This window comes from Xanthomonas sp. NCPPB 2922 (genome assembly GCF_041520885.1).
GTDB lineage: Bacteria > Pseudomonadota > Gammaproteobacteria > Xanthomonadales > Xanthomonadaceae > Xanthomonas > Xanthomonas campestris.
The window spans coordinates 1-25,645 of record NZ_JBGOFY010000023.1 but is presented as its reverse complement, the minus strand read 5'-3'; the positions used below and the strand labels follow the sequence as shown (position 1 = coordinate 25,645).

Annotated in this window: 23 protein-coding genes and 2 pseudogenes; 13 read left to right on the top strand and 12 right to left on the bottom strand. The window is 64.6% G+C overall.

The window, feature by feature from the left end; all coding sequences use genetic code 11:
- Nucleotides 1–29: 29 nt before the first annotated feature.
- On the bottom strand, nucleotides 30–1,910 hold the full coding sequence (locus ACD584_RS18895; protein ID WP_175611695.1) for a diguanylate cyclase: 1,881 nt from the start codon (nucleotides 1,908–1,910) through the stop codon (nucleotides 30–32).
- 526 nt (nucleotides 1,911–2,436) lie between these two features.
- Here ACD584_RS18895 and ACD584_RS18890 point away from each other — a divergent pair.
- Both ACD584_RS18890 and ACD584_RS18885 read left to right on the top strand, forming a co-directional pair.
- Entirely contained in the window at nucleotides 2,437–3,528 is a 1,092-nt protein-coding gene (locus tag ACD584_RS18890) for a DUF1615 domain-containing protein (protein ID WP_076037262.1), read from the top strand.
- 160 nt (nucleotides 3,529–3,688) lie between these two features.
- Nucleotides 3,689–6,013, top strand: a complete 2,325-nt coding sequence (locus tag ACD584_RS18885) for a S9 family peptidase (RefSeq protein ID WP_175611696.1) — start codon at nucleotides 3,689–3,691, stop codon at nucleotides 6,011–6,013.
- 119 nt (nucleotides 6,014–6,132) lie between these two features.
- Here ACD584_RS18885 and ACD584_RS18880 read toward each other — a convergent pair whose 3' ends face one another.
- Nucleotides 6,133–6,270, bottom strand: a complete 138-nt coding sequence (locus ACD584_RS18880; protein WP_016944768.1) for a hypothetical protein — start codon at nucleotides 6,268–6,270, stop codon at nucleotides 6,133–6,135.
- Nucleotides 6,270–6,596: a DUF3817 domain-containing protein gene (locus ACD584_RS18875; protein WP_175611697.1), complete on the bottom strand. Its 327-nt coding sequence runs from the start codon at nucleotides 6,594–6,596 to the stop codon at nucleotides 6,270–6,272. Before ACD584_RS18875 ends, ACD584_RS18880 begins: the two co-directional genes overlap by 1 nt.
- Before the next feature lie 306 nt (nucleotides 6,597–6,902).
- Here ACD584_RS18875 and ACD584_RS18870 point away from each other — a divergent pair, with 306 nt between their 5' ends.
- The 9 genes and pseudogenes from ACD584_RS18870 (at nucleotide 6,903) to ACD584_RS18830 (ending at nucleotide 15,125) form a co-directional block, all read left to right on the top strand.
- Nucleotides 6,903–7,529 carry a YiiX/YebB-like N1pC/P60 family cysteine hydrolase gene (locus tag ACD584_RS18870; RefSeq protein ID WP_116923821.1) on the top strand — a complete coding sequence of 209 codons (627 nt, stop codon included), beginning with the start codon at nucleotides 6,903–6,905 and terminating at the stop codon, nucleotides 7,527–7,529.
- A 228-nt stretch (nucleotides 7,530–7,757) separates the two neighbouring features.
- Nucleotides 7,758–8,777, top strand: a complete 1,020-nt coding sequence (locus ACD584_RS18865) for a glycosyltransferase family 2 protein (RefSeq protein ID WP_175611698.1) — start codon at nucleotides 7,758–7,760, stop codon at nucleotides 8,775–8,777.
- Nucleotides 8,774–9,517, top strand: coding sequence for a hypothetical protein (locus ACD584_RS18860; RefSeq protein WP_076037266.1), 744 nt, complete (start codon nucleotides 8,774–8,776; stop codon nucleotides 9,515–9,517). Before ACD584_RS18865 ends, ACD584_RS18860 begins: the two co-directional genes overlap by 4 nt.
- Nucleotides 9,508–10,662 carry a hypothetical protein gene (locus tag ACD584_RS18855; RefSeq protein ID WP_076037267.1) on the top strand — a complete coding sequence of 385 codons (1,155 nt, stop codon included), beginning with the start codon at nucleotides 9,508–9,510 and terminating at the stop codon, nucleotides 10,660–10,662. Before ACD584_RS18860 ends, ACD584_RS18855 begins: the two co-directional genes overlap by 10 nt.
- Entirely contained in the window at nucleotides 10,659–11,585 is a 927-nt protein-coding gene (locus tag ACD584_RS18850; protein ID WP_175611699.1) for a fatty acid desaturase family protein, read from the top strand. The genes ACD584_RS18855 and ACD584_RS18850 overlap by 4 nt, the downstream gene beginning before the upstream one ends.
- A 108-nt stretch (nucleotides 11,586–11,693) precedes the next feature.
- On the top strand, nucleotides 11,694–12,674 hold the full coding sequence (locus ACD584_RS18845; RefSeq protein ID WP_175611700.1) for an alpha/beta hydrolase: 981 nt from the start codon (nucleotides 11,694–11,696) through the stop codon (nucleotides 12,672–12,674).
- Between the two features lie 266 nt (nucleotides 12,675–12,940).
- Complete coding sequence (locus ACD584_RS18840) at nucleotides 12,941–13,426, top strand: MarR family winged helix-turn-helix transcriptional regulator (RefSeq protein ID WP_042597187.1); 486 nt, start codon at nucleotides 12,941–12,943, stop codon at nucleotides 13,424–13,426.
- 78 nt (nucleotides 13,427–13,504) lie between these two features.
- Nucleotides 13,505–14,380, top strand: coding sequence for a CPBP family intramembrane glutamic endopeptidase (locus ACD584_RS18835; protein WP_228438091.1), 876 nt, complete (start codon nucleotides 13,505–13,507; stop codon nucleotides 14,378–14,380).
- Nucleotides 14,381–14,659: 279 nt separating this feature from the next.
- Nucleotides 14,660–15,125 (top strand): annotated as a pseudogene (locus ACD584_RS18830) (DUF4126 domain-containing protein).
- A gap of 165 nt (nucleotides 15,126–15,290) precedes the next feature.
- On the opposite strand, the gene ACD584_RS18825 reads toward ACD584_RS18830, so the two are convergent.
- The 3 genes from ACD584_RS18825 to ACD584_RS18815 form a co-directional block, all read right to left on the bottom strand.
- Complete coding sequence (locus ACD584_RS18825) at nucleotides 15,291–15,683, bottom strand: VOC family protein (RefSeq protein WP_012437278.1); 393 nt, start codon at nucleotides 15,681–15,683, stop codon at nucleotides 15,291–15,293.
- 93 nt (nucleotides 15,684–15,776) lie between these two features.
- On the bottom strand, nucleotides 15,777–16,748 hold the full coding sequence (locus ACD584_RS18820) for a glutathione S-transferase family protein (protein WP_076037270.1): 972 nt from the start codon (nucleotides 16,746–16,748) through the stop codon (nucleotides 15,777–15,779).
- A gap of 153 nt (nucleotides 16,749–16,901) precedes the next feature.
- The gene (locus ACD584_RS18815; protein ID WP_228438093.1) at nucleotides 16,902–18,074 is read right to left on the bottom strand and encodes a hypothetical protein; all 1,173 of its coding nucleotides are present in this window, start codon (nucleotides 18,072–18,074) and stop codon (nucleotides 16,902–16,904) included.
- A gap of 381 nt (nucleotides 18,075–18,455) precedes the next feature.
- Here ACD584_RS18815 and ACD584_RS18810 point away from each other — a divergent pair, with 381 nt between their 5' ends.
- Nucleotides 18,456–20,042 carry an SDR family NAD(P)-dependent oxidoreductase gene (locus ACD584_RS18810; RefSeq protein ID WP_076037272.1) on the top strand — a complete coding sequence of 529 codons (1,587 nt, stop codon included), beginning with the start codon at nucleotides 18,456–18,458 and terminating at the stop codon, nucleotides 20,040–20,042.
- 141 nt (nucleotides 20,043–20,183) lie between these two features.
- On the opposite strand, the gene ACD584_RS18805 is transcribed toward ACD584_RS18810, so the two are convergent.
- The 3 genes from ACD584_RS18805 to ACD584_RS18795 form a co-directional block, all read right to left on the bottom strand.
- Nucleotides 20,184–20,522 (bottom strand): hypothetical protein, encoded by a 339-nt coding sequence (locus ACD584_RS18805; protein WP_175611875.1) that lies wholly within the window; start codon nucleotides 20,520–20,522, stop codon nucleotides 20,184–20,186.
- A gap of 240 nt (nucleotides 20,523–20,762) precedes the next feature.
- Nucleotides 20,763–21,317, bottom strand: coding sequence for a hypothetical protein (locus ACD584_RS18800; RefSeq protein WP_076037274.1), 555 nt, complete (start codon nucleotides 21,315–21,317; stop codon nucleotides 20,763–20,765).
- A 283-nt stretch (nucleotides 21,318–21,600) separates the two neighbouring features.
- Nucleotides 21,601–22,374 carry a DJ-1/PfpI family protein gene (locus ACD584_RS18795; protein ID WP_175611701.1) on the bottom strand — a complete coding sequence of 258 codons (774 nt, stop codon included), beginning with the start codon at nucleotides 22,372–22,374 and terminating at the stop codon, nucleotides 21,601–21,603.
- A gap of 180 nt (nucleotides 22,375–22,554) precedes the next feature.
- Between ACD584_RS18795 and ACD584_RS18790 the strand changes: the two genes are divergently transcribed.
- Nucleotides 22,555–22,980, top strand: a complete 426-nt coding sequence (locus ACD584_RS18790) for a GFA family protein (RefSeq protein WP_175611702.1) — start codon at nucleotides 22,555–22,557, stop codon at nucleotides 22,978–22,980.
- A 189-nt stretch (nucleotides 22,981–23,169) separates the two neighbouring features.
- Here the strand turns inward: ACD584_RS18790 and ACD584_RS18785 are convergent, their stop codons facing one another.
- The 3 genes and pseudogenes from ACD584_RS18785 to ACD584_RS18775 all read right to left on the bottom strand — a co-directional run bounded on the left by ACD584_RS18785 (nucleotide 23,170) and on the right by ACD584_RS18775 (nucleotide 25,229).
- A complete protein-coding gene (locus ACD584_RS18785; protein ID WP_139328396.1) occupies nucleotides 23,170–23,406 on the bottom strand; it encodes a hypothetical protein in 237 nt (78 codons plus the stop codon).
- A gap of 226 nt (nucleotides 23,407–23,632) precedes the next feature.
- A pseudogene (locus tag ACD584_RS18780) lies at nucleotides 23,633–24,787 on the bottom strand (XVIPCD domain-containing protein).
- A gap of 34 nt (nucleotides 24,788–24,821) precedes the next feature.
- Nucleotides 24,822–25,229, bottom strand: coding sequence for a hypothetical protein (locus ACD584_RS18775; RefSeq protein WP_228438099.1), 408 nt, complete (start codon nucleotides 25,227–25,229; stop codon nucleotides 24,822–24,824).
- Nucleotides 25,230–25,645: the final 416 nt, after the last annotated feature.

Below are 25,645 nucleotides of genomic sequence, written 5' to 3'. Positions count from 1 at the left end.
GTCGCACTCCACCAGCGTGCGCACTTGCACTACGCGCCGTACACGGCCCATTGGTCGCGGCCGGCGGTCTTGGCGGCGTACAGCGCCAGGTCGGCCTGACTCAGCAGCACGTCCAGCCCGGTCGCCGGGGTGACGCGCACCGCGCCCAGGCAGAAGCGCACCGGCGCATCTGCCGGCAGGCCTGCGATGGCAATCGCCGCCACCGCACTGCGCAGACGCGCGAACACGTTGCCGATTTCGTCAGCGGTGCAGCCCGGCAACACCAGCAGAAATTCCTCGCCGCCCAACCGGCCGAGCTGGTCGCGCTCGCGCAGGGCGCGCCGGGACGCGGCAGCCAGCGCCTTGAGCACCGCGTCGCCGGTGGCATGGCCGTGCACGTCGTTGATCTGCTTGAAGTGGTCCAGGTCGATCAAGGCCAGCATGCAGGAGGTGCGTGTACGCAGCGCATGCTCGATCTGCTGCTGCGCCTCGGTACGGATCGCGCGACGGTTGGGCAGGCCGGTCAGTTCGTCGCGCATGGCCAGAGTGGAGAGCTGGCGGCGATGGCGCCAGCCCACCGCCACCACCACCAGCGCGGCGATCAGCAACAGGCAGGCCGCACACAGCGCGATCCACAAGGTGCGCTGACCAGCTTCGCGCGCCTGCAGCGCCAACTGCGCGGTTTCGCTGCGGCGGCGCAATTCCGCGGTTTCCGCACTGCGGCGTGCATCTTCGTAGCGCGCATGCAGCCGCAGCATCACCGTGTCGCGCTGGCCCTCCTGGCTACGCTCACGCAAGGCGTTGGCACGTTGCAGTTCGGCATAGGCCTGCGCGTGCTGGCCCATCGAGGCCAGCGCCGCGGCAATGGCATCGGCCAGGTCCACACGGCGGCTCGATGCCAGCTGCGGGCCATCGGCGCGCCTGGCCGCGGCGATCTCCTCGCCCAGGCGCGCATCCTTCAGCGCGGTCATCGCCTTCAACAACACCGCGTGGCAGGCCGCGACGCGGCCGATGTTGCCCTGCGCCTGCATCAGCGGCAGCGCTTCGTTGGCGGTGACCAGCGCCGCGGCGGCATCGCCGGTCTCGATCAAGGCTTCGCTGGCACTGGTCAGTGCCGCTGCCACGCCGGCCTGATCGCCCAGCGCGCGGCTCAAGGCCAGTGCGCGGCGGAAATGCACCAACGCCGCGTCCGGCTGCTGCAGCGCCAACGAGGCACCGTATTCGTATTCGATCAGGCTGCGCTGGAAGCGTGCCGGCAGGTCACCCAGGCGCGTCAATGCGCGCAGCAGATACGCTTCGGCTTCGTTTTCCTTGGCGGTGCGCCCGCCCACGCGGCTGGCCAGTGACCCGAGTTGTGTCAACGCATCCAGCTCCAGCGACAGCGATCCTTCGCGCACCGCACATTGGTAGCTGGCCTGCGCGGCATTCCAGGCCTCATCGCTGCTGCCCGACGCCAGCATGCTCCACATGTCCACCGCGTCGACTTCGCACAGCAGGTCACGACGGCCCAGCGCGCGCGCCTGTCGGCGCAACTCTTCCAGCCGCGCCACCATGGAGCGATTGGGGTTTTCGCGCACATCGCTCAGTGCCTGCACCGTGTCCAGCCACAGCCGCGCCTGTGCGCCGCTGCCATGCAGCTGGTCCAGCACGTCGCGTGCCTGCGTCAGCGCCTGTGTGCGGCGTGCACTGTCTTCCAGCGAAGTCAGCACCCGCGCCTGTGCCAAGGCCGCCCAGAACGTGGCATCGGCCTGCCCGCTTGCGCGCGCCTGGCGCAGCTGTCGCTCGGTGGCCTGCAGCGCGGCGGTGGGGTCGTCGAGCAGCATGGCTTCGGTCTTGGCCCAGGGTTGCGGCTGGCTCCAGGCCGCGCCACTGACCCACAGCAGTGCAGTGCACAGATGCGGAAGCCACCACGCCGTGCGCTGACGCTTCATCGCACACGCATCGCAATCACCATGGCATCGCGGCCATGGCACGCAGGTGGCCCTGGGTGAGGAGGTACTGATTGCTGTGGCATGGCGCAGTCCTCCGTCGTAGGTGATGGAACCGATGCTGCAGTCGCGCGCGATAGCGGCACGGCGCACGATGGTGGTCGCGCGCAGTACCCGACCAGGCGATCGCGCAGATGGTCGAGCTCGTTATCGGCCGGGTGGCCAGGGTCTTGAATGGCGCCCGCTGAACGTGGCAGCGATCCGCGCTCTACGATGCGTGTTCTACGAAGCGCCGCTCGAGCTGTGGCGCGCGCCGGTCCTGCACCTGTCCCCGCACGCAGCGCATCGCCGCGGCCATCGGCGCCCGTGTGACAGGCCAAATGGCCAGTAGCAAACGCGCTGTCCCGGTGAACCACGCCAGGCAATTCGCAAGCCGTGCAGACGACCGCCATCTGCCCTCCGCAGCCCACCAACACCGCGCCACGTAAACTGCCACCCGGCAGTACCCCTCGCCTTTCCCGGAGACGCCGTGACCCGTTCGATTCCGCGCCTGTTGGCGCTTGGCGTGCTCGCCCTGTTGTCGGCCTGTGCGACGCAGGCGCCCCGCGCGCCGCAACGCTCGCCACAGGCCGTGCAGGCCGATATCGCGCGCCGCCTGCCGGCATCGCTCAGCGACCGCGCCGGCTGGGCCACCGACGTCTACGTGGCGCTTGCCTCGCAGGACATCGCCACCACGCCCGAACACATCTGTGCGGTGCTGGCGGTCACCGAGCAGGAGTCCACCTATCAGGCCAATCCGCCGCTGCCGAACCTGGGCAAGATTTCGCGCGCGGAGATCGACCGCCGCGCCAGCGCCCACCACCTGCCCGGCTTCATGGTCGATGCCGCGCTGCGCATCACCTCGCCCGATGGCCGCAGCTATGCCACCCGCATTGCCGCTGCGCGCACCGAGCAGGAGCTGAGCGGCATCTTCGAAGACTTCGCCGGCAGCGTGCCGCTGGGTGGGCGCTTGTTTGGCGGGCTCAATCCGGTGCGTACCGGCGGGCCGATGCAGGTGAGCATCGCCTTCGCCGAGAAGCATGCCGACCGCTACCCCTACCCGCCTGACGACTCCATCCGGCATGAGGTGTTCAGCCGCCGCGGCGGGCTGTGGTTCGGCACCCGGCATTTGCTGGGCTACCCCGCCCGCTACGACGCGCTGCTTTACCGCTTTGCCGACTTCAATGCCGGTTGGTACGCCAGCCGCAATGCTGCGTTCCAGGCCGCGCTGAGCAAGGCCAGCGGCATCGCGCTGGCGCTGGATGGCGACCTGCTCACCCCGGGCGCCAGCCTGGACGCACCCGGCGGCACCGAACGCGCCGCACGGGCGCTGGCCAGCCAGCTGGGCATGACTGACCGCCAGATCCGCGCCGCACTCGAAGACGGCAACCGCGCCGATTTCGGCGACAGCACACTGTATCGCCAGGTCTTCGCGGTGGCCGAGCGCGACGGCCACGCGGCGCTGCCACGCGCGGTGCTGCCGGGCATCACCCTGGAGAGCCCCAAGATCACCCGCACCCTCACCACCGCCTGGTTCGCCCAACGCGTCAACGACCGTTGGAAGCGCTGCATGGGCAAGTAGCAGCACCCGCTGCGCGGCGCGCGCCGCGTCTGGCACCACGCCCGCAGCTGCGCGCCGTGGCAAAGCACGACGTATGGCAGGGTCGCAGGCCCTGCCCGTGCACGTAGCATTGCCGGGTTGCGCCACTCTGCTCGGCGCGCGTCCTTTTGATGAGGTCCACATGCCCACACCGTTGCCGATGCGCCACCTGCTCACCGCCCTGGCCGTTGCCCTGCTGCCCGCACTGGCCAGCGCGCAGGCGCCCAGCGTGACCGATGCCGATTACGCGCGCGCCGAACGCCTGGTCAGCTATCTGGCGCAGCCGCTGGTGGACCACGCTGCCACGCAGGTGACCTGGCTGGACCCCACGCATGTGGTGTATGTGGACCATGACGCCAAGGGCGACCGCCTGCTGCAGCTGGACACCGCCACCGGCAAGACCGCGCCACTGTTCAAGCCTGCCCGGCTGGCCACCGCGCTCAACAGCTTGCTCAAGACCGGCGACAAACCGCTCAAGGCCGCCACGCTGGCGCCCAAGGTCCGCCTCACCGCCGATGGCCGCTACCGTTTCGAGATCCGCGACACCGACGTGATCTGCGATGCACGCGCCGCCTGCAGCAAGGTCTACGCCAGCGACAAGGCAGAACCGGGCGTGCTCTCGCCCGACAAGACCCGCGAGGCCTTCATCCGCAACTGGAACCTGTGGGTGCGTGAACTGGCCACCGGCAAGGAGACCCAGCTGACCCGCGATGGCGTGGAAAACTTCGGCTACGCCACCGACAACGCCGGCTGGCAGCACAGCGATAACGCCATCGTTGCGTGGTCGCCGGACTCGCGCAAGATCGCCACCTTCCAGCAGGACCAGCGCAAGACCGGCGACATGTATCTGGTCAGCACCAAGCTTGGGCATCCGCAACTGCAGTCGTGGAAATACCCGCTGGCCGGCGACAAGGACGTGACCATGATCGAGCGCGTCATCATCGACGTGCCCACCGCCAGCGTGGTGCGCCTGAAGCTGCCGCCGGACCAGCACCGCTCCACCCTGTGCGACGACGTCAGCTGCTCGCCGGGTCTGTGGGACGACGTGAAATGGGCGCCGGACAGCAAGACCCTGGCGTTCGCCTCGACCTCGCGCTTCCACAAGCAGGTCTGGCTGCGCATCGCCGATGCCGGCACCGGCGCCGTGCGCACCGCCTTCGACGAAACCGCCAAGACCTATTACGAAAGCGGCCAGGTCGCCGCGAACTGGGCCTATCTGCCCGGCAGCAACGAAGCGGTGTGGTTCTCCGAACGCAGCGACTGGGGTCAGCTGTATCTGTACGACCTGCAGACCGGCAAGCCCAAACGCGCGATAACCAGCGGCGAAGGCAATGTCACCGAGCTGCTGCGCGTGGACCCGGTGAGCCGCACCGCGTGGTTTGTCGGCGTGGGCAAGGTGCCGGGCGTGGACCCGTACTACCAGCAACTGTGGAAGGTGAGCCTGGACGGCGGCGCACCGGTGCTGCTGACGCCGGAAGCAGCCGATCACAGCATTGCACTCTCACCCGATGGCGCGCGCTTCGTCGACACCTATTCCACCACGCTCACCCCACCGGTCAGCGTGCTGCGCGACGCAGCCGATGGGCGCACGCTCAGCACCGTCGCCACCGCCGACATCACCCGCCTGAAGGCCGCCGGCTGGGTCCCGCCGGAACCGATCACGGTGAAGGCGCGCGACGGCAAGACCACCTTGTACGGCTTGCTGTTCAAGCCCACCCACTTCGACCCGGCACGCAAATATCCGGTGATCGATTACATCTACCCCGGCCCGCAGACCGGCTCGGTGCGCGGGCGCGGCTTCTACGCCGGCCATGGCGACAATCAATCGCTGGCGGAACTGGGCTTCATCGTCATCGCCATCGACGGCATGGGCACGCCCTGGCGCTCCAAGACCTTCCACGACACCTGGTACGCCAACATGGGCGACAACACCCTGCCCGACCAGGTGGCTGCGGTGAAGGAACTCGGCCAGCGCTACCCGTGGTTCGACACCACCCGCGTCGGCATCTGGGGCCACTCCGGTGGCGGCAATGCGTCCACCGGCGCGATGCTGCGCTACCCCGAACTGTTCAAGGTGGCCTGGTCGGAAAGCGGCAACCACGACAACCGCGGCTACGAAGACGACTGGGCCGAGAAGTACCACGGCGAGCACATCGTCAACAAGGACGGCACCTCCAATTACGACGACCAGGCCAACGCGACGCATGCAAGCAAGCTGCAAGGCCGGCTGATGCTGGTGCACGGCACGCTCGACGACAACGTGCCGCCGTATCTCACCCTGCTGGTGGCCGACGCGCTGATCAAGGCCAACAAGAACTTCGACATGCTGATGCTGCCCAATGCCAAGCATGGCTATGGCGACCTGACCCCGTACGTCACCCGCCGCCGTTGGGACTACTTCGTGCAGTATCTGCTCGGTGCTACGCCGCCAGTCCAATACCAGATGCAGCCAGTGCCGAAGCACTGAGCACACCAGTCGCAGCTGATGTCATCGCGCAACGCAGATGGTTCATGCGTTGCGCGATGGCGCCGCGGCACGGTACTGCACTCACGTCCGCGCCGCGCGCCAGCGCATGACCAGCACAGCTACTGGTCCGCAGTGCTGCCACCCAGCTGCTTGCTCAAGAACGCCAGCAAGCGCGTGTAGTACTCGCGCCGATGCGCTTCGGTGTAGAAGCCGTGGCTTTCGTTGGGGAAACGCACTCTCTCGCTGACGAACCGCATCAACGCATCCGCACACCCAACAAACCAATGCGCCGGAACCAAAGTTCCAACGGCACCGTCACCAGTGGCGGCAGTGCGGCCAGCAGGCTCAGCGCCCAGGCCCACCACGGCCAACGCAGCCGCAGCGCGGCCAGCACGCTCACCACCACATAGAACAGAAAGGCACCGCCGTGCAGGCGGCCAAACAGCCAGACCACCGTCTCGGTGGTCTGCAGGCCATATTTGAGCCACATGCCGATCAGCAGACCGGCCCAGGTGATTTCTTCGATCAGAGCGGCCACGGCAAACAGCCGGCCGATCGGCGACAACGCAGCAGACGAACGCATGCAACACTCCAGGCGACCAAGGCAATGCCGCGACACGATGGCGACGGCGACGCCCGCTGGCCTGCGTAGTCTACAAAACACGGGCCAGGCTTGGGCTTTCGTTGTTGCGGTCCAGGGCAAGCCACCGCTTCTTGCAAGCCGTGCGGCTGGAACTCCCGATCGTCAGCAGAGCAGACGCATCGCTGCGTGCACCACGCGGCCAACAGCCGCTGCCCTCGCCCCAGACCGCGCCGTCCTCGGCACACGCGCCGAGACAGGCGTTGTTGTCCATAATCGGCACGTCCTGCCACCGCCAAGCATCCACACATGCACACGTTCCGGCTGTTGTTGTCCCTGCTCCTGCTGGCCTTGCTGCCGACCTCGGCGCTGGCCGTGCGGCTGCACGATGGCGATCTGCTGTTCGTCACCGCCGCGCGCAGCGGCCTGAGCGGCGCCATCGACGATGCCACCGCCACCCAGGGCGCACCGAGCTTCGACCATGTGGGCCTGGTGGCCCATGACGGCCGCGCGCGCGCGGTGCTGCATGCCGATGAGGAAGGCTCGCGCCAGCAACCGCTTGCCGACTTCATCCGGCAGGCGCGTGCCAAACAGCGGCAGATCTTCGTGTACCGGCTCAACGCCGCGCAGCGTGCGGCGATTCCCGATGCCATCGCACAGGCGCGGCGCATGCTCGGCAAGCCCTACAACCTGACCTACGTGCAGGACGACAACAGCTATTACTGCTCGGACTTCATCGAGCGCGCCTTCCGCGCGCATCAGGTCTTCGCGCTGCAGCCGATGAACTTCAAGAACCCGCAGAGCGGGCAGATGTCTGCATATTGGACAGAGTTTTACCGCAGCAAGGGCATGGAGGTGCCACAAGGCCTGCCCGGCACCAACCCCAACGATATGGCGCGCGCACCAGCGTTGCAGGCGCTTGGGCCACTGGATTGAGCTGACCACAGCGCAACCGTTGCGGTCGCACTGATGCGGCACGCTGGCGTCGCGGCTACTTGCACACCAGGCTGCACGTCGAACGCCGTGACTCGGCGCCAGGACCCGCCAGCCGTCCCAACCCGCGCTTTCCCGGTATAGTCGCGCAACTCTCGGCACTTGATGGCATCTGCGCTCCGTCCAACGGCGCAGCTGCCGGGAGATCACGACGTCACAGGGATCCGTACGATGTCCACGCCGATTGCACCGCGCTGCGCCCTGGTCCTGGAGACCAACAACCTGCGCGGTGGCGACGCAGCACACAACGCTGTGCTGGAGAGCCTGCAGCGTGCAGTGGCCGCACTGGCCGCGCAAACGGTTCCGCTCACCGCGCTGGCGCAGCTGATCGTGACCCACGACGGCCTGAGCGAAACCGCCTGCGCCGCGCTCAGCGGCATCGCCGGGCGGCCGGTGACCTTTGTCCGCATTGCGCCCACCACCGGCTATTACGATGCGAAGAACAGTGGCTTTGCCGCCACCGATCCGGCGCTGTGCGACTACGTGATCTTTGCCGATGCCGACTGCCTGCCGGCGGCGGACTGGTTGGCCGAACTGTTGCTGCCCTTCAGCACACAGCCGCAGCTGGCAGCGGTTGCCGGGCGTACCAGCTACGCCGCCACGCTGGTGGGCACCGCACTGACCACGCTGGATTTCATGTATTTCCCCAGCCCTTTGCAGCCGCAGGCCACGCGCAACTTCTATGCGAACAACGTGGTGTTCCGGCGCGAGATCTTCGCCGCGCATGCCTACCAGCCATTGGATGGCGTGTACCGCGCGCACTGCCAGGTGCTGGGGCTGCATCTGCAGGCCTGCGGCATCGCGGTGCACTACGCACCCCGTGCGCACACGGTGCACAAGCTGCCCGACACCCGTGGCGAAGCATTGCAGCTGCGCTGGTGGCGCGGCCAGGACACGCTGGGCCTGACCCCGCACCTGGTCAAGGCGTATCTGCCGGCATCGCTGCACTGGCTGGCGCGCAGCGGGCCGGTCGGGCCGCTGTGCGTGCTGGCATCGCGTCTGTGGTTCAGCGCGCGCGCCTTGAACACACAGGACCTGCCGCCCGTCCGCGGGCTGCGCCGGGGCGCCGCGCTGGCACTGATCGCCGCGTTCTCCGCGGTGGACATGCTCGGCAGCCTGGCCGCCGGCCTGGGCTGGCGCCGCCGCCGCGCCGATGCGCAGGCGCTGTCTTACCACCACTCCTCGCAGTGAGCAGCACGCTGCCAGCTGACCCCGGCACCGGTGGCGGCGTGCCGCTCCTGGCGCTGCAGCCACCGCCCCTGCATGGCTGGGCGCACACCCAGGCGTGGCTGGTCGATCGGATCAAGGCGGCCGCATTACGTCAGCTGCATGCCAGCGTCGCCGGCGAGTGCCTGCTGCTGCGGATGTATCTGGTTGGCGAAGAGGCCACCGAGCTGGCCTTGCAGCGCGAGGTGCCGGTGCAGCGGCCTGCGTGGCTGGTGCCGCTGATGGACCAGCATCTGCAGGAAGAGCAATGGCATGCACAGGCGTTCGCCGCCGCACTGGCCGCACGCGGTGCCGCACGGCCCTCCGCGCAGCCCGATGCCCTGAGCAGGCGCAAGATTGCGCAGTGGCATCGGCTGGCAACACATCATGCGGGTGAATTCCGGCAGGGCCTGCTGGTGCCTGCGTTTGCAATCGGGCTGTGTGCCGAACAGATGGCGTCGCGCGTCTTGCAGCGGCACTGCGGCGTGTTGCCTGACGGCCACGCGCTGCAGCCGCTGCTCACGCGCGTGCTCGGCGATGAGCAACGCCACGTGCAACAGTGCCAGAGGATCCTGCAGCGGCTGGTGCCTGCAGATGAGCAGGCAGCACTGCAGGCACTGCTGGCGAAGGTGCGGCGGATCGACCGTGCATTCGGCATCAGTGGTGCGCTCGGCATGTATGCCGCCGGTGTGGTGCTGCGTGTACGGGCTTATCTGTGGCGGTGAAGCGCCCGCGCCTGCTGTACCTGGCCACGGCCGACGCACGCGGCCACCTGATGCGCGCACAGCTGCTGACGCATGCGTTGCATGCGCAGGGCGCCGCGGTCGAGGTCATCACCACCTCGGCAGCCGGCGCACGGTTTCTCCACACCTTTGGCATCCAGGCAAGCGTGTTGTCGCCGCATTACGCCGTGCAGTTCGATGCGCGCCAGAACATGCGCGCGGCCGCCACCGATGCCAACGTGGCAGCTTATCTGCTGCATCCGGCGCGGCTGCTGCGCGATGTCCTGCAACTGCAGCGGCGCCTGCGCGAGGTCGACCTGGTCCTCAACGATTCCTTTCATCCGGCGCTGCTGGTGATGGGCATGCTGCCGGTCTGGCGGCACAAGATCGTGCACGTCTATGGCGGCAGCTTGCGCGCCGCCCTGCAGGGCAATTTCGAAGGCCGGCTGCCGCGCGTGCTGGCTGCGCTGTTCTCACGCGCCATCGGCTGGCAGATCGACCGCGCCGCCGCGCAACTGGAACACGACTTCGCGCAAGCCCAACCGCACGCCAGCGGACGACGCATGCGGCTGCCAACCCCGGTAGCGATTGCATCCCCATCTGCCACCGCCACGGCGCCGACGGCCGCGGTCTACCTCAACCCGCACTTCCGTGACCCCGCGCTCGCGCAGGCACTGGAGCTAGGACTGAGACGCGCGGGATTGGGCAGCCTGTGTGTCGGCGAGGGCTATGCGCAGCGCCCCGGCTGGCAGGCCGACCACCCACAGTGGATCGACCACGCCGCAACCAGCACGCTGCTGATCTCGGCACCCGGCATGGCCGCGCTATCGATTGCACAGGTATACCGGCGGCCCATCCTGCTGATCGTCACCGGGCAGCCGGAGCAACAACGCAATGCCGCGCATGCCGCAACCTGCGGCCTGGCGCATCAAATCGTTGCGTGGACGGGCGATGCAGACGCCTTCGCGCACGCCATCCACCGCGCCTGCGACGCGTTGCGCACAACCCCGCCCGTCGCCGGGCACGACGCATCCACGCTGGATGCGCCACAGCGGCTGCAGCTGTGGGTCAGCCTGATCCTGGCCTTGGCACGCGGCGCACCTGCACACGCGTGGGTGGCACTCACAGCCACCGGGCAGCACGCATGAGCGCCACGGTGCCGATCACGCTTGCCCGTCTGCAGCCCTGGCGCAGCGGCATGGCACTGGCCACCGACTGGGCCGTGATCGCGCTGTGCTTTGGCGCCGCCATGCTGTATCCGCATCCGGCGATCTATGCATTGGCGATCGTGGTGATTGCCCGCACCCAGCTTGCGCTCGCGGTGATGATGCACGAGGGCGCCCACCGCCTGCTGGCGCATCGCCAGTCACGTAATGACCTGGTCGCGCAGGCGCTGGCCGCCGGCCCGCTGTTCCTGTCGCTGTTCGCCTACCGGCAAGGGCATTTGCAGCATCACCGCGCACCGATGTCGCCGGATGATCCGGTGGCCATCATGTTCGGCATTGCCGACTACCCTGTCTCGCGCCGCGAGCTGACGCTGCGATTGCTCCGCGATGTGACCGGCATCGGCTACGTACTCGCCATCCGTGGTGCGCTACGCAGGCGCCGTACACAACCAGCCAATGCGCACACCCGTACCGTGCCGCAGCGCGCGGGGCTGGTTGCCGGCACGATCCTGCTCAGCAACGGGCTGCTGTTCGGGGTTCTCGCCGCCCTTGGTCACCCGCTGCTGTACCTGGGCCTGTGGCTGCTGCCGGCGCTGACGCTGCTGCAGCTGTTCGCCCGCATCCGTGCCATCACCGAGCATGCCGGCTACGCCGCCTGCGAGGACCAGCGCCACAGCGCGCGCACCATCGTCGCACGCAGCTGGCAAACCTTTTTTTGCGGCCCGCATGGCATCCACTACCACATCGAACACCACCAGCATGTGCGCGTGCCGTTCTACCAACTGCCGGCCTTGCATCGCTGGATGCACGCGCAAAACCAGCTGCCCGCCGCGAATCTCTACCATGGCTACGGCGCCGTACTCAGGGAGGTGAGCCGGGGTGCGCGCAATGAAAATCAGCGTTGACGATGCAGCCTCCTCAACGCGCTGCGCTGGCGATCCCATCATGATCTGCACGCATGCAATCATCACTCCATGTCCGTACGACGGACCACACGCAACGTCAGGCTGGGAATGTCTTTGAATCGAATCGGATTGATCGGGTTGTTCGTGCTGTTGCTGAGTGCGTGCGAAAACACCGCCAAGGCGCCGCCCGCCGCAACAGCACCTGCAGTCACCAGTCAGGCCATTGCAGCGCCGGCACAGGCTACGCCGCTGGGCGGGCAACGTGGTGGCGGCAAGCCCTATGAATTGGTCGACAGCGAGGTCTGGGACGTGCCCGACCCGGCAACGGGTCGCACGTATCAAGTCTTCGTCGCCCTGCCACGTGGCTATGCAGACAATCCGCAACGCCGCTACCCGGTGCTGTACGCCACCGATGGCGACTATGCGTTTCCCCTGGTCAAGCAGATCGCGCGGCGCTTGAATGGCGAAGGCCCGGCGATCGAGGACTTCATCCTGGTCGGCCTGTCCTACGCCGTCGGCGACGAGCCCATGCCCAGCCGGCGGCGCGATTACACGCCCACACCGGAAGATGGCCCAGGCGCGGCACCGGTTGCGACCCATGGCAAGAGCGCCGACTACATCCGCTACCTGCGCGATCGCGTGCTGCCGTTCGTTGCCAGCCGCTACCGAACCGACGAGCAGCGGCGTCTGTATCTCGGGCATTCGTACGGTGGCCTGCTGGGCACGCAGATCCTGTTGAGCACACCGGACATGTTTGCCGGCTACATCCTGGGCAGCCCATCGTATTGGTATGGCGAGCACGCGATGGTGGCGCAGGAAAAAACCTTTGCCGCCTCGCATACAGACCTGCCAGCGCTCGTCTATCTATACGTTGGCGAGTACGAGCAAGTGCGTTACCACCAGAATCACGACATGGTCGTCGACACACAGAACATGGCGCAGGCACTACGCGCGCGGCACTATCCGTCGTTGCATCTCACGCTGGACGTTCTCAATGACGAGGACCACCTGACCATCGGGCCACGCGGCACCACCCACGGCTTGAAGGTCTTGCTCGGGATCAAGACGGCTGATCGGAGCAAGCAGTGACACATCGGGGACTCACTGGATCGTTGCATCGCTGCTGAGCCACGTGGTGCGGAGCCGCCAGCATGTGATGCGCGCGACGCGCCAGCCCTCTCCGCAGCTGGTAGTCCATGACCGATTAGCCGGTCCATCGACTCGCCCCCATTGGTTTCGCGCCATCCCGCAATGTCATGCAGCGGCAGCGCCGAAGCCTTAGCCGCCGCTAGCGCTTGCAGATGCCAATACTTCTGGCACAGGCGCAATTACAACAGCGCTTATACATTTCGGTCATGACCCCACCTGCACCTACCCTTGGCACCCTGGTCCGGCAACTCATCGAGCGACTCGATGGTGATCTGGAAGGTGTCTACGCGGCTGCGGGGCTAACCTGGCGGCCACGCTACACCCCCGTGTTGCGCGCCCTGCTGCGTGTGGGCCCGGTTCCCATCAAGGTGCTCGCGCAGGAGATCGGCATCAGCCATTCGGCCGCCAGCCAGACGGTGGCGCAGATGACCACGCACCGTCTCGTTGCCTTGAAACCAGGCACGGATGCGCGCGAACGCATCGTCGTGTTGACGCCCAAGGCGAAAAAGATGATTCCCGCGCTGGAGCGGCAATGGGCCGCGACCAATGCCGCCGCCGCGCAACTCGATGCAGAGTTGTCCGTCCCACTGTCCCGCATTCTCAGCGAGGCCATCGACGCGCTGAACCAGCGTGCGTTTTCCACCCGGATTGCAGACGCATCCAACGCGTTATCCCGCTCCACCACCCGGTAGCAACCACACCACATGGAGTCATACATGCACGCATCAACGCAATCGGTTGCCGGACAGTCCTTGGCCACGACCAGACAGATGAGCCGCCCGATCGAACTGGGTGAGCGCAAGTTCCTGCATCCCGGGCGCCTGCGCTGGCTCCGCGCCATCGCCTGGGCGGTGGTGTTGCTGGTGGTGGTCGCCACGCTGGCACCCATGAGCGGCCGGTTCGTCAGCGGCCTGCTGCCCAAGGAGTCCGGCCCGCTGCAGTTGCTGGCCAGCCTGATAGGCATCGCGGTGGGCCTGGGCGTGTACGTGCTTGCGGTGCGCCTGGCCGAAGGGCGACGCGCTAGCGAGCTCGCGGTGCGGCCGATGGTGCCGCACGTGCTCCTCGGCCTGCTGATCGGCGCGGCGATGTTCGCCTCGGTCATGGGCATCATGGCGGTGTTCGGGCTGTACGACATCCAGTCCTTGGGCCTGGCGCCGGCATGGACTGCGGTGCGCAAGGCATTGCAGGCGGGCGTGATCGAAGAGCTGATGTTCCGCGCGATTTTCCTGCGCCTGGTCTGGCGTGCGTTCGGACCGTGGATCGCCTTCGCCGCGTCCGCCGCGCTGTTCGGTTTCGGCCATATCGCCAATCCGCACGCCACGGCATTCGCAGCGATCTGCATCGCGCTGGAAGCCGGCATTTTGCTGGGCGCGTTCTATGCCCTGACCGGCCGCGTGTGGATGTCGATCGGTGTGCATATCGCCTGGAATTTCACCCAGGGCTATCTGTTTGGCGCAGCCGTCTCCGGCACCGACATGGGCCCGGCCATCGCGCGTAGCACGGCCCGCCCGGGATTTCCCGAATGGCTCACCGGCGGTGCGTTCGGCCCGGAGGCGTCGTTGCCTGGCGTGCTGGTCTGCCTGGCGGTCGGCCTTGCCGTGATGGCAATGGCGTGGCGCGCAGGCCGGTTTGCGAAGCAGCCCTGATACGCATCCGCCACGCTGCAGCGCCCACAAGGTGATGCAGCGTGGTGGCGCCTGCCACGCATGACAATGGCGCGGTGCCTGCACGGCATCACCATGGTGCGGCAGACATCAGCGGCCAGGCGGACACAGCGTTGTCCTACATCACCTGTGTCGCATCGCCCTGGCACTGCCTTGCCATCTCGCACACATCTGACCTCCTAGGCTCTGAGCACCAATAACCTGATGCGCGCCTGCGGGCTCCATGGCGGAGCACGTCGACGCGTACCTGCAGAGGTGCACATGGCTCTGATTCATTCGATTTTGATGGGCGCCGTCGCTGGCATGCGCTCGATGACCCCGCTTGCCGCGGTCGCCAATGCGGCACGCACCGGCACCCTGCCACGCGACAATGGCGCTCCGCGGCTGCTCGCCAACCCACTGGCGTCTGCCGGCATGCTGGCGCTGGCAGGCGGCGAGCGGGCGGGCGGGCGACAAGATGAAGACCGCGCCAGACCGCATCGTGCTGGCCGGCATGATGGCCCGCGTCGCCACCGGTGCCATTGCCGGCGCCGCCTTGGCGCCGCGCCATCAGCGCGGCATTGCAGCCCTGCTGGGCGCGAGCACCGCGGTCGCGGCGGCCTACCTCACCTTCAATGCGCGGATGCGCGCGATCGAACGCTACGGGCAGACCAGCACCGGTGCGGTTGAGGATGCCATCTCGGTGGGTGCGGCCACATTGATCGTGCGCAGCGCTGCTGAAGAGTGAGTGGCCGATAGGCCAAGTCGGCAAGCATCATTTAGCGAGGGACTGCGCGGGGCCGGTGCCGAGCGCGCGGTCGATCCGAATGCGTTTCCCCGCCCTGCCTGCGTAACACCTGTCTCAAGGGCCGCGCCGCATCAGCGCGTCACGCGGCCCGCGTTGCATGAGGGCCTACGGCCGATGGATGGCGCAGAGTTTGTTGCCATCCGGGTCGCGCACATACGCCAGCCAGGTCGGCCCCATGGTGCTGTCACGCAGGCCAGGCGGCTCTTCGATACTGGTGGCACCTGCGGCGACCGCTGCATCATGAAATGCCCGCACCTGCTCGGGTGAGTCGCAGACGAACCCGACCGTGGTGCCATTGCCCGGGCTGGCCGGCGCGTCGTCGATGGGCTCGCTGACGCAAAAGCTGCTGCCCGCGTGCCGATAGAACAGCCGCGTATGTCCGGAGTTGGCCTGGTTGACGAACGCCGCCGGCGCGCCGAACACGCTTCCCAACAGCGTGTCGTAAAAGGTTTTCGAGCGGGCGATGTCGTTGGACCCGACCATGACGTGACTCAGCATGCAGCACTCCGGTGTATTCGCAGGGCGCGCAGCATAGGGCAACCCGCGCGCAACGGTAAACCGCCCATCCACCGCGAGCGACCCTGGCCGCCATCATCCCCGGCCGTGCGGCGCATCCAGGTCCAGCACCGGCCCCATCGGCACGATCCCGGTGGGATTGATCATGGCGTGGCTCTGGTAGTAATGGCCCTTGATGTGCTGGAAATTCACCGTCTCTGCGATGCCCGGCATCTGATAGAGCTCGCGCAGGAAGCCCGACAATTGCGGGTAGTCGGCAATGCGCCGCAAATTGCATTTGAAATGCCCGACGTACACCGCATCGAACCGAATCAGCGTGGTAAACAGGCGCCAGTCTGCTTCGGTTAGGTAATCACCGCACAGATAGCGCTGCGTGCTCAGGCGCCTGTCCAGCCAATCCAGTGTGTCGAACAACGGCACCACGGCTTCTTCGTACGCCGCCTGCGTGGTCGCAAAGCCCGCCTTGTACACGCCGTTATTGACGGTGTCGTAGACCCGTTCATTGATCGCATCAATCTGCGCACGCAGCGGTTCCGGATAGTAGTCGCCCTCTGCCGCGCCCACCGCATCGAACGCACTGTTGAACATACGGATGATGTCGGCGGATTCGTTGCTCACCACCGTATTGCGCTCGCGATCCCACAACACCGGCACCGTTACGCGGCCGGAGTACTGCGGATCGGCCTTGAGATAGACCTCATACACGTATTTGGAATGGTGGATGGGATCGCTCACCACGCCGGGGCCATGTTCGAAGGTCCAGCCCTGCGTGCCCATCAGCCAATGCACCACCGACACATCGATCAGTGATTCCAGGCCCTTCAGCTGCCGGAAGATCAATGTGCGATGCGCCCACGGGCAGGCCAGCGACACGTACAGGTGGTACCGCCCAGGCGCAGCCTGAAAGCCGCCTTCGCCATGCGGCCCAGCACGCCCATCGGCCGTCACCCAATGCCGAAACTGCGACTGCGAACGCTCGAACCGCCCATCGCTCTTGTCGGTGTCATACCAACGGTCTTGCCACTTGCCCTCGACCAGCAGGCCCATGATGTCTCCCGGAAATAGGTCAGCACTTACCGTAGCGCACGCCATTCCAAAGACATGTGATCGGCGAACACAACGGCGGCGCAACTGAACACCGCAGCACACGGAGCGGTCGCATTGCTCCAACCGCGCCTTGCGATCCGCTGCATGACGTTGCTACTGCATCGGTATAACGCGGCCGCCTCCGCCCACCGAGCTCCAGCCCGCCACTTCGTTCCAGTACCAGAAGCTGGCCGCTTCGTCGCAGTCCTTGCGCTTGGCAATGCACACCAGCCCGCGTGCATCGCTGCTCCAGAGCAAGCGGGGATAACGGCGCGAAACAATCAAGCCACTTGCTGCGCCATTGATGATCAACTCCACCCACGGGTCTGCAAGCGGCGCCACTGGATCGGCCAACGCCATCAGGCGCTGCGGAAGGTAGGGCGCCACGGTCAGTACCGGTCCGCCAACCGGTGCAGGAGGAAATTCGCCCGTTTCTAATTGACGCACCTGTTCCAAATAGTACGCTGGCACCAGGAGATCACCGATGTTCACCATCGGAACTGCACGGGCATGTGCGATCACGTCGTCGATCAACACGCACAGCATGGTTCCATCCTTATGCACGCGACTACCCCAGCCGTGGATCTCGGTCGCGGTGACGGCATGAAGTGCAACAAAACTTTCGCGCTGCGTGAAACGGTACAGGATGCGTGCCTGCCGGTCATAGATCAGCAGTCCCCAGAAACCCGTGGTTGGCATCGGTGAAACGCAATAGCGGCCATCTGGAGAAAACATCAGCGCCGCGCCCGCTCCAAACAGCACGCTGCCATCGGGAAACAGATAATCGTATTGCAGCGGAGCACTATTGCGCACTTCGTGGCAACCGATCATGCGTATTTGTCCACCCTCCGGCGTCAGCGGTGCCGGATCGTCAGCGGCGCGTCCGGATGGCCGCCCGGGCCCTGCGATGCGCGTAAATTTTGGGCCCTTGCTTGGGCGTTCGATTGAAAGCCCAGCAAGCTTCTCCCATGCCTTTCGCAGCGCCACAAGAACCGCGAAAATGGCCACCCCCGCCAGCAGCGCGACGGTGCGCGATGGAGCAGCCTGAGCGACGGCATAACTGACGCCAATGCAGGCCCCCAATCTGTAGAGCGGCATCCACTCGACACGACCAAAGACGCGCTCTTCAGCCCACTCAAACAGCAGCGTCCCGCTCAGGTATAGCCATGCCAGCGGTGGCGACAGCAAAAGCGGTAGAGCCAATGGCGCCAACACCAGAACCGCATCAAGCAGCAGGCGCCCTAATGCACCTGCGAATGACTGATCCTTGTCGACTGCGGACTGCATGAGCAGCATTTCCGGTAGCAAAACTGACTATGAGGGTAACCCACCTCTGACTGGCCCCGTTGTTAGTCTTGACTCGCACAGGATCCACGCGAAGCGCATCGACCTTTCAGTGCTGTTGCAGCTGCACGGCAGCAGGTGCAAATGCCCGCCCGTGTGTTCCGCCGAAGCGGACCGCCAACGCCACAACACGCCGGCCGCCTCGGGCGCTCGGACACCACCCCGGGCCCCGGATTGGCGCTGCCGCCGCCAATCGGCGAAAATGGCGCCCAGCCTGGAAACTCACTGGCAACGCCCGCGTTTTCTAAGGGCTCAGCACCGTCTTGCCCACCGGCCGCCTGCCGCCACACCCACGGCTTTCAGCCGCTTCTGCCCGGATCTGCCTTGAATACCACCGCCTCACCCCTGCCCGCCGACGACCTGCCGCTCACCGACCGCCTGCGCGCCGCGCTGGATGTGCTGGAGGCCATCGACGCGGACCGCAGCGTGCTCGATACGCTCTCCGAGGCCGACCGCGTGCGGCTGCATCAGGTGGTGGCCAAGGTCTACCACCCCGAGCCCAAGGCGCGCCGCCAACTGCTCAAGCAGCGCGAGCGCGAACGCCATCAGGAAAAGGTCCGCAAGGCCGAGGCCTTGCTCGAGCAGACCGGCATCCGCGCGTTGCGACGCAAACCGGTGTTCAGCACGCCGAACTATTTCCCGCCGCACGCCGCCGGCCTGCACGATGCACACAATGGCGAAGGCGTTACCGCTGCCGAGGCGCCACAGCAATCGCCGGAACTGCGGCACTGCTATGTGTGCAAGCAGAAGTTCACCCAGCTGCATCACTTCTACGACCAGATGTGCCCGGCCTGTGCGGAGCTGAACTTCTTCAAGCGCACCGAAACCACCGACCTGCGCGGGCGCGTGGCGCTGCTCACCGGCGGCCGGGTCAAGATCGGGTATCAGGCCGGATTGAAGCTGCTGCGTGCCGGCGCCGAACTCATCGTCACCACGCGCTTCCCGCGCGACTCGGCCGCGCGTTATGCGGAAGAACCCGACTTTGCCGAGTGGGGCCACCGCCTGCAGGTGTTCGGCCTGGATCTGCGCCACACGCCCAGCGTGGAAGCGTTCTGCAGCCAGTTGCTGGCCACGCGCACGCGGTTGGACTTCATCATCAACAATGCCTGCCAGACCGTGCGCCGCCCGCCGCAGTTCTACGCGCACATGATGGCCGGCGAGACCGCCGCGCTGCATGACCTGCCCGAGACGGTACGCAAGCTGGTGGGCCATTACGAAGGCCTGCGTACACCCGAACTGCTGCGCGACGCCTCGGCCACTGCGCTGCCGGCCGTGCACGGACGCGGCCTGGACGGCGCCGACGGCCTCACCCGCGCCGCCGAGCTGTCGCAGGTCGCGCTGCTGGACGACGAGCTGGTGGGCCAGGAGCACCTGTTTCCCGAAGGCCGTCTCGACCAGGATCTGCAGCAGGTCGACTTGCGCGGCCGCAATTCCTGGCGCCTGCTGCTGGCCGAAGTGCCGTCGGTGGAATTGCTGGAGACGCAACTGGTCAATGCCATCGCGCCTTTCATCATCAATGCGCGCCTCAAGCCGCTGATGCTGCGCACGCCCGAGCGCGACAAGCACATCGTCAACGTCTCGGCGATGGAAGGCCAGTTCTACCGCAACTTCAAGACCACCCGTCACCCGCACACCAACATGGCCAAGGCCGCGTTGAACATGATGACGCGCACTTCGGCGGCCGATTATCAAAACGACGGCATCCACATGAACAGCGTCGACACCGGCTGGGTCACCGACGAAGATCCGGCCGACATCGCCGCGCTCAAGGTGCAGCAAGAACGCTTCCACCCGCCGCTGGACATCGTGGACGGCGCCGCCCGCATCGTCGACCCGATCATCCACGGCTTCAACACCGGCGAGCACGTCTGGGGGCAGTTCCTGAAGGACTATGCGCCGACGGATTGGTGAGGCGGGTCAGTAGCGGAGCGCATCGGCCGGCGCTGCCAGCGGTGCAGAACGGACGCTGTTGAATCATGCAGCAGGCGAACTACGTGTTCGCCGCGCTGGGATCGCCGGCATAGCGCTTGGGGTGAGTCGATACAGCCAGACTCAGGCGCCGTGCGCTGCCTTCTGAAACTCGATCGGCCCGTGATCACCTGGATACTTCTTTTTGATCAAGATGTGATCGGAGGGCGTGACACAGCCGCCCTCAAGAGAATGCTCCACATGCCCCTCGTCCACGAAGAACGCTTCGTACGGTAAGCGCAGAACTGATTTCTTCCCACCCTGATCGAACTTCAGCACCAGGCTGTCATCGCGCTCGAAGCACAGCGTCGCCCATTGGAAGTCGGTGAGCTTGCCCGCCTCAACCACCGCCGAATCCTTGCCTGCCAGCAGCGTCGCGACATGATCGGAGAACTGCTTCTGCGCCATCGGCGCCTCCGTCACGGCGCATCCTGCAAAGGTAGCAAACACCACTGCGGCCGCTATTGAAACGTGGGGACGGAAGATAGCGAATGGCATCCGGCGCGGCTCCTCGCTGCGGCAATCGGCTTTTTTACCAGAAGTAAGCAGCGCTTGCCCCCCCCCCTGGAAGACCCTCTGTCTTCGCTGAAGAAAGATGCACGTCCCTCCTATAGACCTACGAAATTAGTGTGCGTAAGAATTCATTGAGATCTGCTCAAGCAATTACATGAGATTCGAATAGTCGCCAATTTGATTGCATATCTCCACCGGTGGATCGCCCAGCTGCACGACTCTTCGCTGTCGTCTTTCAGACGCGCTCTTCGGTGTCACGACGCTGTAAAGCAGATAATACGCATACTGGGTTTCCCAAAGACCAAATGTCGAAATATCCGAAAACTGGAAACGCTCCCCTGTTGAACGCGTTGCAGTGAAAGCGCACTCAGCATAGGTCCCAACGCCACAGCGAGCATCCAGGTAGTCCAAGCCACCTCGCCCTTTGAGGTCAAAATGATAAAGGCGCCCATTCTCGTCTTCGAAGACCTGTGGAACCACTTGCAGCGCGTGCGTTGCGCCGATACGTCCCCAGCGACGAGACTCGTCACAGAGCGAGCCACCGGACATGGCACCCGTTTCACTGCCAGCGGAAGCTGACAAACATCCTGTTGCTGCGAGGGACATGAGTGTCAGGCAACCAAGCTTAGTTACTTGCACGGAGGCTCCTTGCTCTTTTTTTTTAAGGATTATTGGCGTGGCTCGCAAAGGGAGCGAAAAATTCATAGATGGCGCGCAAGGATGGATTACTCGTTTGTACCAGGCTGAGTGAGACGCTAACTGCGCCCAAGACGGTGGTCAATGGCGCCTTTCATTTACGGACGACTGTCTGTGCATTGCGTAGAGCCGGACGAAAATCTATAGACAAAGAACCGCAACGCTTCTATCGCCGGCCATAGGCGCCCAGACGGTACGTAACTGCAGTGCTTGCAGACACAGATGTCTTGCAGCTGCACGCGGTAACGCTGGCCGGCGCGTGATGGGCACCGAACCAGCAACACTGCTTTGCTCACCCAGCGTCGATCGCGGCAGTAAACGGATCGTTGGTGGAATCCGCATTCCAGCGGTACTCCGCGATGTCGGCGGCCTGCTTGGCGGCATCGGGGCCGAACAGTTTTGCGATCAGGGCCAGCGCCATGTCCGTACCCGCGGAGACGCCGGAGGAGGTGAACACATGGCCGTCCTCCACCCAGCGCGCTTGCTTCACCCACTCTACTTTTGGCCCCTGCGTCGTTACCCAGTTGAAGGCGTGCTTGTTGGTCGTGACACGCCGCCCATCCAGCAGACCGGTGCGCGCCAGAAGGGCCGCCCCGGTGCAGATGCTGGCGACGTGTGGCGCCGAGCGCGCCAGGCGCGTGATGCCGGCGATGAGTGCGGTGTTGCCCACCTCGCGCCGTGTGCCCATGCCGCCCGGAACCATCAGGATGTCGATGTGCGGCGCCGCGTCCAACGCATGGTCAACGGCAACCGCAGGACCGGCGCTGCTGGCGACCATGCCAGCGCGCTCACCCAGGATGACGATTCTGACCTTGCCCTCAAGATTGCCGAACATATCCAGCGGACCGAACACATCCAGTAGCTGGAAGCCATCGAACACCACCATTCCCAACGTCAACTGGGCGGTGCCTTTGGATACATCACCGCGCACCCCGCTGGCCGGGCGCACGTCTTTCGCCATCGCAGCCGTGCCCGGCGCCATCATTGCCGCGCCCGTCAGTAGGGCATTGCGCAGTAGAGTGCGACGCGCACGCTCTGTGTGTGTCTGATCCACTTCGATAGACATGGCTGCTCCTTGATGATTCAGTGGGTGCGGGCCGGCGCGCCTGCCGGATGAGCTCGTATTGGCGACGTAGCCCAGCGGGTCTCACGGCGCAAATCACTGTATTCACCCGGAAGAAGTGCGATGTGACGGGCAGGCACGCCTGGATTCCAACCTGCTAGATTGCGGCGATTGCGCACGGACATGGGATTCGAGGTGACACCAGACACACTCAGCGGTAGCTACCATTGCGGCAGCGCGGGCTGGCATCTCTCCGGTGATCCAGGCGCGGTCACGGCTTGCAACTGCACGCTGTGCCGGCGCTACGGCGCACTCTGGGCGTACGACATTGAACACGGGCGCATAACGCTACACGGGCCAACGCAAACCTATGTCCGCGCCGGGAAGCAAGACCCGACGCTAGAGATTCACTTCTGCCCTGCCTGCGCCTGCGTGATCTGCTGGCGCGGCCTGCGCCTCGAAGTCGACGGAAGCCGGCGCATGGCAGTCAACATCAGGCTCGCCGATCCAGACGCCGTCGCGCACTTGGCCATCGACCACTTCGATGGTCTGGACAGCTTTGACGACCTGCCGCCCGATGGCCGTTGCGTGCGTCATCTATGGTTCTGAGGTGCGTGAGTACACTCACTCGCGAGCCAGATGGCTGAATTTCAAGCACAAGCATCTGGCCATTACTGCTGGGTTTGTTCCTTCGCTGCATCCCATTTAGTTACTGCAGTTGGCCAAGGATTGCGCGATCGGTTGGCGATCGTGTCACCCGTGTTCATGTCTGTCATCTTGAGCGTGCTGTCATTCAACTCACTGACAGCGACGATACTGGCTAACCGATTTGCCATCAGAGATCACCAGATAGCCGCCTTTCAGAATGTAAAGGTCATCAGTTATGATATCTGGCGCGATATCCGACTTAGCGGAAACCAGCCAAGCATGTGGATCAGAAGAAACACGCCTGATCGATATGGGCGTCTGCTGGTGCTCGTGGCCACGCAACCAGGTCTTCTCGATATGTATCGGCGTATCGGAGTCAGGATTCATGGGTAGCTTGCAAGCGTGAGGGCCTAGGTCCCATATGCCCTGAAGCTCTTGTGGATACGCAACAGACTGGCGCACCTTAGTAGCCGACGCGGCGCCGATGCCAAGCAGCAACGGTAGGGCTAAAAGAAACCCGGTCATCATCCGCATACACTTCCTACCCCGTCGGTGTGTTCAGCACGCCAAGCTTGGTACGGTGACTGGCTCTGCCTATTCCTCTTGAAAAATATCAGCGCGTCATCGACGGACCGGCCTGTGAAACGGCTTGCTGCGACTGTTCCAATGCCTGCTGCTGCTCGCGCGCCTGGGCGTGAGTCTGGTTGAGTGCCTGCAGGCGGTCGAACGACTGGGTCTCAGGTGTCTGCACGGCTTCTATCGTTGGCATATGTGCCCGCTGGTGTGCCGGATCATTGAGCGCGCCTTGTACAACGAAGACCTTCTAGCCGCCGGCCAGCTGAGGCGTGGGGTTGTTGAGTGCAACATGGTCCACCCGCGACAGCCCTTCCTCTTTTGCCAACGCAAGCAAGCTGGCGGTCATGCGCTGGCTGGCCCCGTCCCACTCTTTGCCGTGCTGGGCGTCGAGCTGCATCACGCCGCCTTTGATCTGCTGGTACAGCGCGTGGTCCGCATGGCCTGGCTGTGAGGGCAACAACGCGGTCTTCGGTGACGCCGAGGGTGATTCAGGACCAAGTCCACCCTGCTTCACATCAGAAGTAGTGATGTCGCCAACGACTCCGGGTTCCGGTCGCCCCTGTTTGCGTTGCAGCGGTGCAATATGTTTATCGTAGTAATCTCCGTAATATTGTTCATATGTCTTACTTGGACCAACAGAAGGTTTTTCCGTCTTGAAGACCTGAGCAATCTGGTTCAATGCAGCATCGCGCGTGATGCGACCTGACATTTGTTGATCTGCAATTGCCTGGTACTGCTGTGGCCTTGTACCGCTTCCAGAGATACCGATATCCGGTCCCTTATTATTTATAATCTCACGCCGAATTAGTGCGTTGCTAAGCGTTGCTGCAGCTTCGCCGTGTAGCATGCTCGTGACGTACCCATTCTTGGAGGACTGATCGGATTGCTCAGAAAATCGATGATGTCCAATTTCATGCGATAGCGACCGAGCGATGCGCGCACCGTTTCCAACTGCATTTTCGTCAATAACTACTTGCGTGCGAGGAACGAGATAGGTGCCGGCACCGGCAGTCCCCCATACCACCCCAATGTTGTCCCGATTCAGCTGCGCGAGGCCTGCCTGAAGTGTTGGAGACCTCTGCAAGAAAGGCGTGACCGAAGGATCCGATAGCGGAGAGGACGGCTTCACTGCAGCGGCTCCTGACACCGATTGCTGCGGCTGCGGATACTTCGACTCGTCGATATTTTCCATCATGCACTCCGTTGCGGGAACCCAACTCAGCAACTTATTTCTTGCTGATTGTGATGTAGCTTAGACCAGACTGATCTTGGTTCAATCCAAAGATGACAGTTGCCGTTTCTCTCTGCATCGACCAGTAAGCGCTCGAGCCGGCCGCGTCTGGGCGCGGTGGGTAGAGGGAAGCATCTGGCGAGGGCATACCCTCGAACATCGGCCCAGGCGGCGAAAAGTCAAGCACAAGAGTCGCATGCGAAGGGGCATCCTGATTACTGCGAAGCTCAATGCGCTTCAAGGCTGCACCAGCCAGCACACCACTTACACCGGCCCGTATCACCATCACATCTTGCGATTCACCTGGGCCCAGTTGCGTTTGAAGCTGAGCGTTAAGTGCTGCGATATCGTGGAAGTCAGTTGCGATCAAACGATCCACATCTTGCTTGAGGCGTTCCGTCACGTCTTTGCTCCTGGTTTCAACGGAGGACTTTGCAGCCGCTACGGCTGGCTGATCGCGTGGAGTGCTGAGGGCACATCCCGCATGAAAAGTGCATAGTGTCAGCAGCGCAACTGGTAAAAACGCTGCCCAAGGGAGGGCATTACGTCCTTGGTTAACTTGCCGGCCATGGGAGTTCCCAAGGTGAAGGGCCATCTCTCTGATCCTGCGCTAAGAGTGTCGCTGAAATTTATCACGTCAATAACCTCGGATCAGGCCGCGGCAGCAATCCGCCTCACGTGGTCTGCGGTTGCAAGATCGACCAGCGGCGCACAGGCATTCACCTGAATGCGGTCGGCGGTGCTAGCGACGCGTCCTAAGAACCTGTTCACGATCTTCTGAGTAATAGTGCCAAGAAGGCCAAATGGATGAACTGCAGG

What these genes read in the sequence shown, in the direction of transcription:
- ACD584_RS18870 (WP_116923821.1), top strand. Translation starts at nt 6,903, where the DNA reads ATGCACACGTTCCGGCTGTTGTTGTCCCTGCTCCTGCTGGCCTTGCTG.
- ACD584_RS18865 (WP_175611698.1), top strand. Translation starts at nt 7,758, where the DNA reads ATGTCCACGCCGATTGCACCGCGCTGCGCCCTGGTCCTGGAGACCAAC.
- ACD584_RS18875 (WP_175611697.1), bottom strand. Translation starts at nt 6,596, where the DNA reads ATGCGTTCGTCTGCTGCGTTGTCGCCGATCGGCCGGCTGTTTGCCGTG.
- ACD584_RS18840 (WP_042597187.1), top strand. Translation starts at nt 12,941, where the DNA reads ATGACCCCACCTGCACCTACCCTTGGCACCCTGGTCCGGCAACTCATC.
- ACD584_RS18785 (WP_139328396.1), bottom strand. Translation starts at nt 23,406, where the DNA reads ATGAATCCTGACTCCGATACGCCGATACATATCGAGAAGACCTGGTTG.
- ACD584_RS18850 (WP_175611699.1), top strand. Translation starts at nt 10,659, where the DNA reads ATGAGCGCCACGGTGCCGATCACGCTTGCCCGTCTGCAGCCCTGGCGC.
- ACD584_RS18880 (WP_016944768.1), bottom strand. Translation starts at nt 6,270, where the DNA reads ATGCGGTTCGTCAGCGAGAGAGTGCGTTTCCCCAACGAAAGCCACGGC.
- ACD584_RS18820 (WP_076037270.1), bottom strand. Translation starts at nt 16,748, where the DNA reads ATGGGCCTGCTGGTCGAGGGCAAGTGGCAAGACCGTTGGTATGACACC.
- ACD584_RS18790 (WP_175611702.1), top strand. Translation starts at nt 22,555, where the DNA reads ATGGGATTCGAGGTGACACCAGACACACTCAGCGGTAGCTACCATTGC.
- ACD584_RS18885 (WP_175611696.1), top strand. Translation starts at nt 3,689, where the DNA reads ATGCCCACACCGTTGCCGATGCGCCACCTGCTCACCGCCCTGGCCGTT.
- ACD584_RS18800 (WP_076037274.1), bottom strand. Translation starts at nt 21,317, where the DNA reads ATGAATTTTTCGCTCCCTTTGCGAGCCACGCCAATAATCCTTAAAAAA.
- ACD584_RS18815 (WP_228438093.1), bottom strand. Translation starts at nt 18,074, where the DNA reads ATGCAGTCCGCAGTCGACAAGGATCAGTCATTCGCAGGTGCATTAGGG.
- ACD584_RS18895 (WP_175611695.1), bottom strand. Translation starts at nt 1,910, where the DNA reads ATGAAGCGTCAGCGCACGGCGTGGTGGCTTCCGCATCTGTGCACTGCA.
- ACD584_RS18845 (WP_175611700.1), top strand. Translation starts at nt 11,694, where the DNA reads ATGTCTTTGAATCGAATCGGATTGATCGGGTTGTTCGTGCTGTTGCTG.
- ACD584_RS18835 (WP_228438091.1), top strand. Translation starts at nt 13,505, where the DNA reads ATGAGCCGCCCGATCGAACTGGGTGAGCGCAAGTTCCTGCATCCCGGG.
- ACD584_RS18795 (WP_175611701.1), bottom strand. Translation starts at nt 22,374, where the DNA reads ATGTCTATCGAAGTGGATCAGACACACACAGAGCGTGCGCGTCGCACT.
- ACD584_RS18825 (WP_012437278.1), bottom strand. Translation starts at nt 15,683, where the DNA reads ATGCTGAGTCACGTCATGGTCGGGTCCAACGACATCGCCCGCTCGAAA.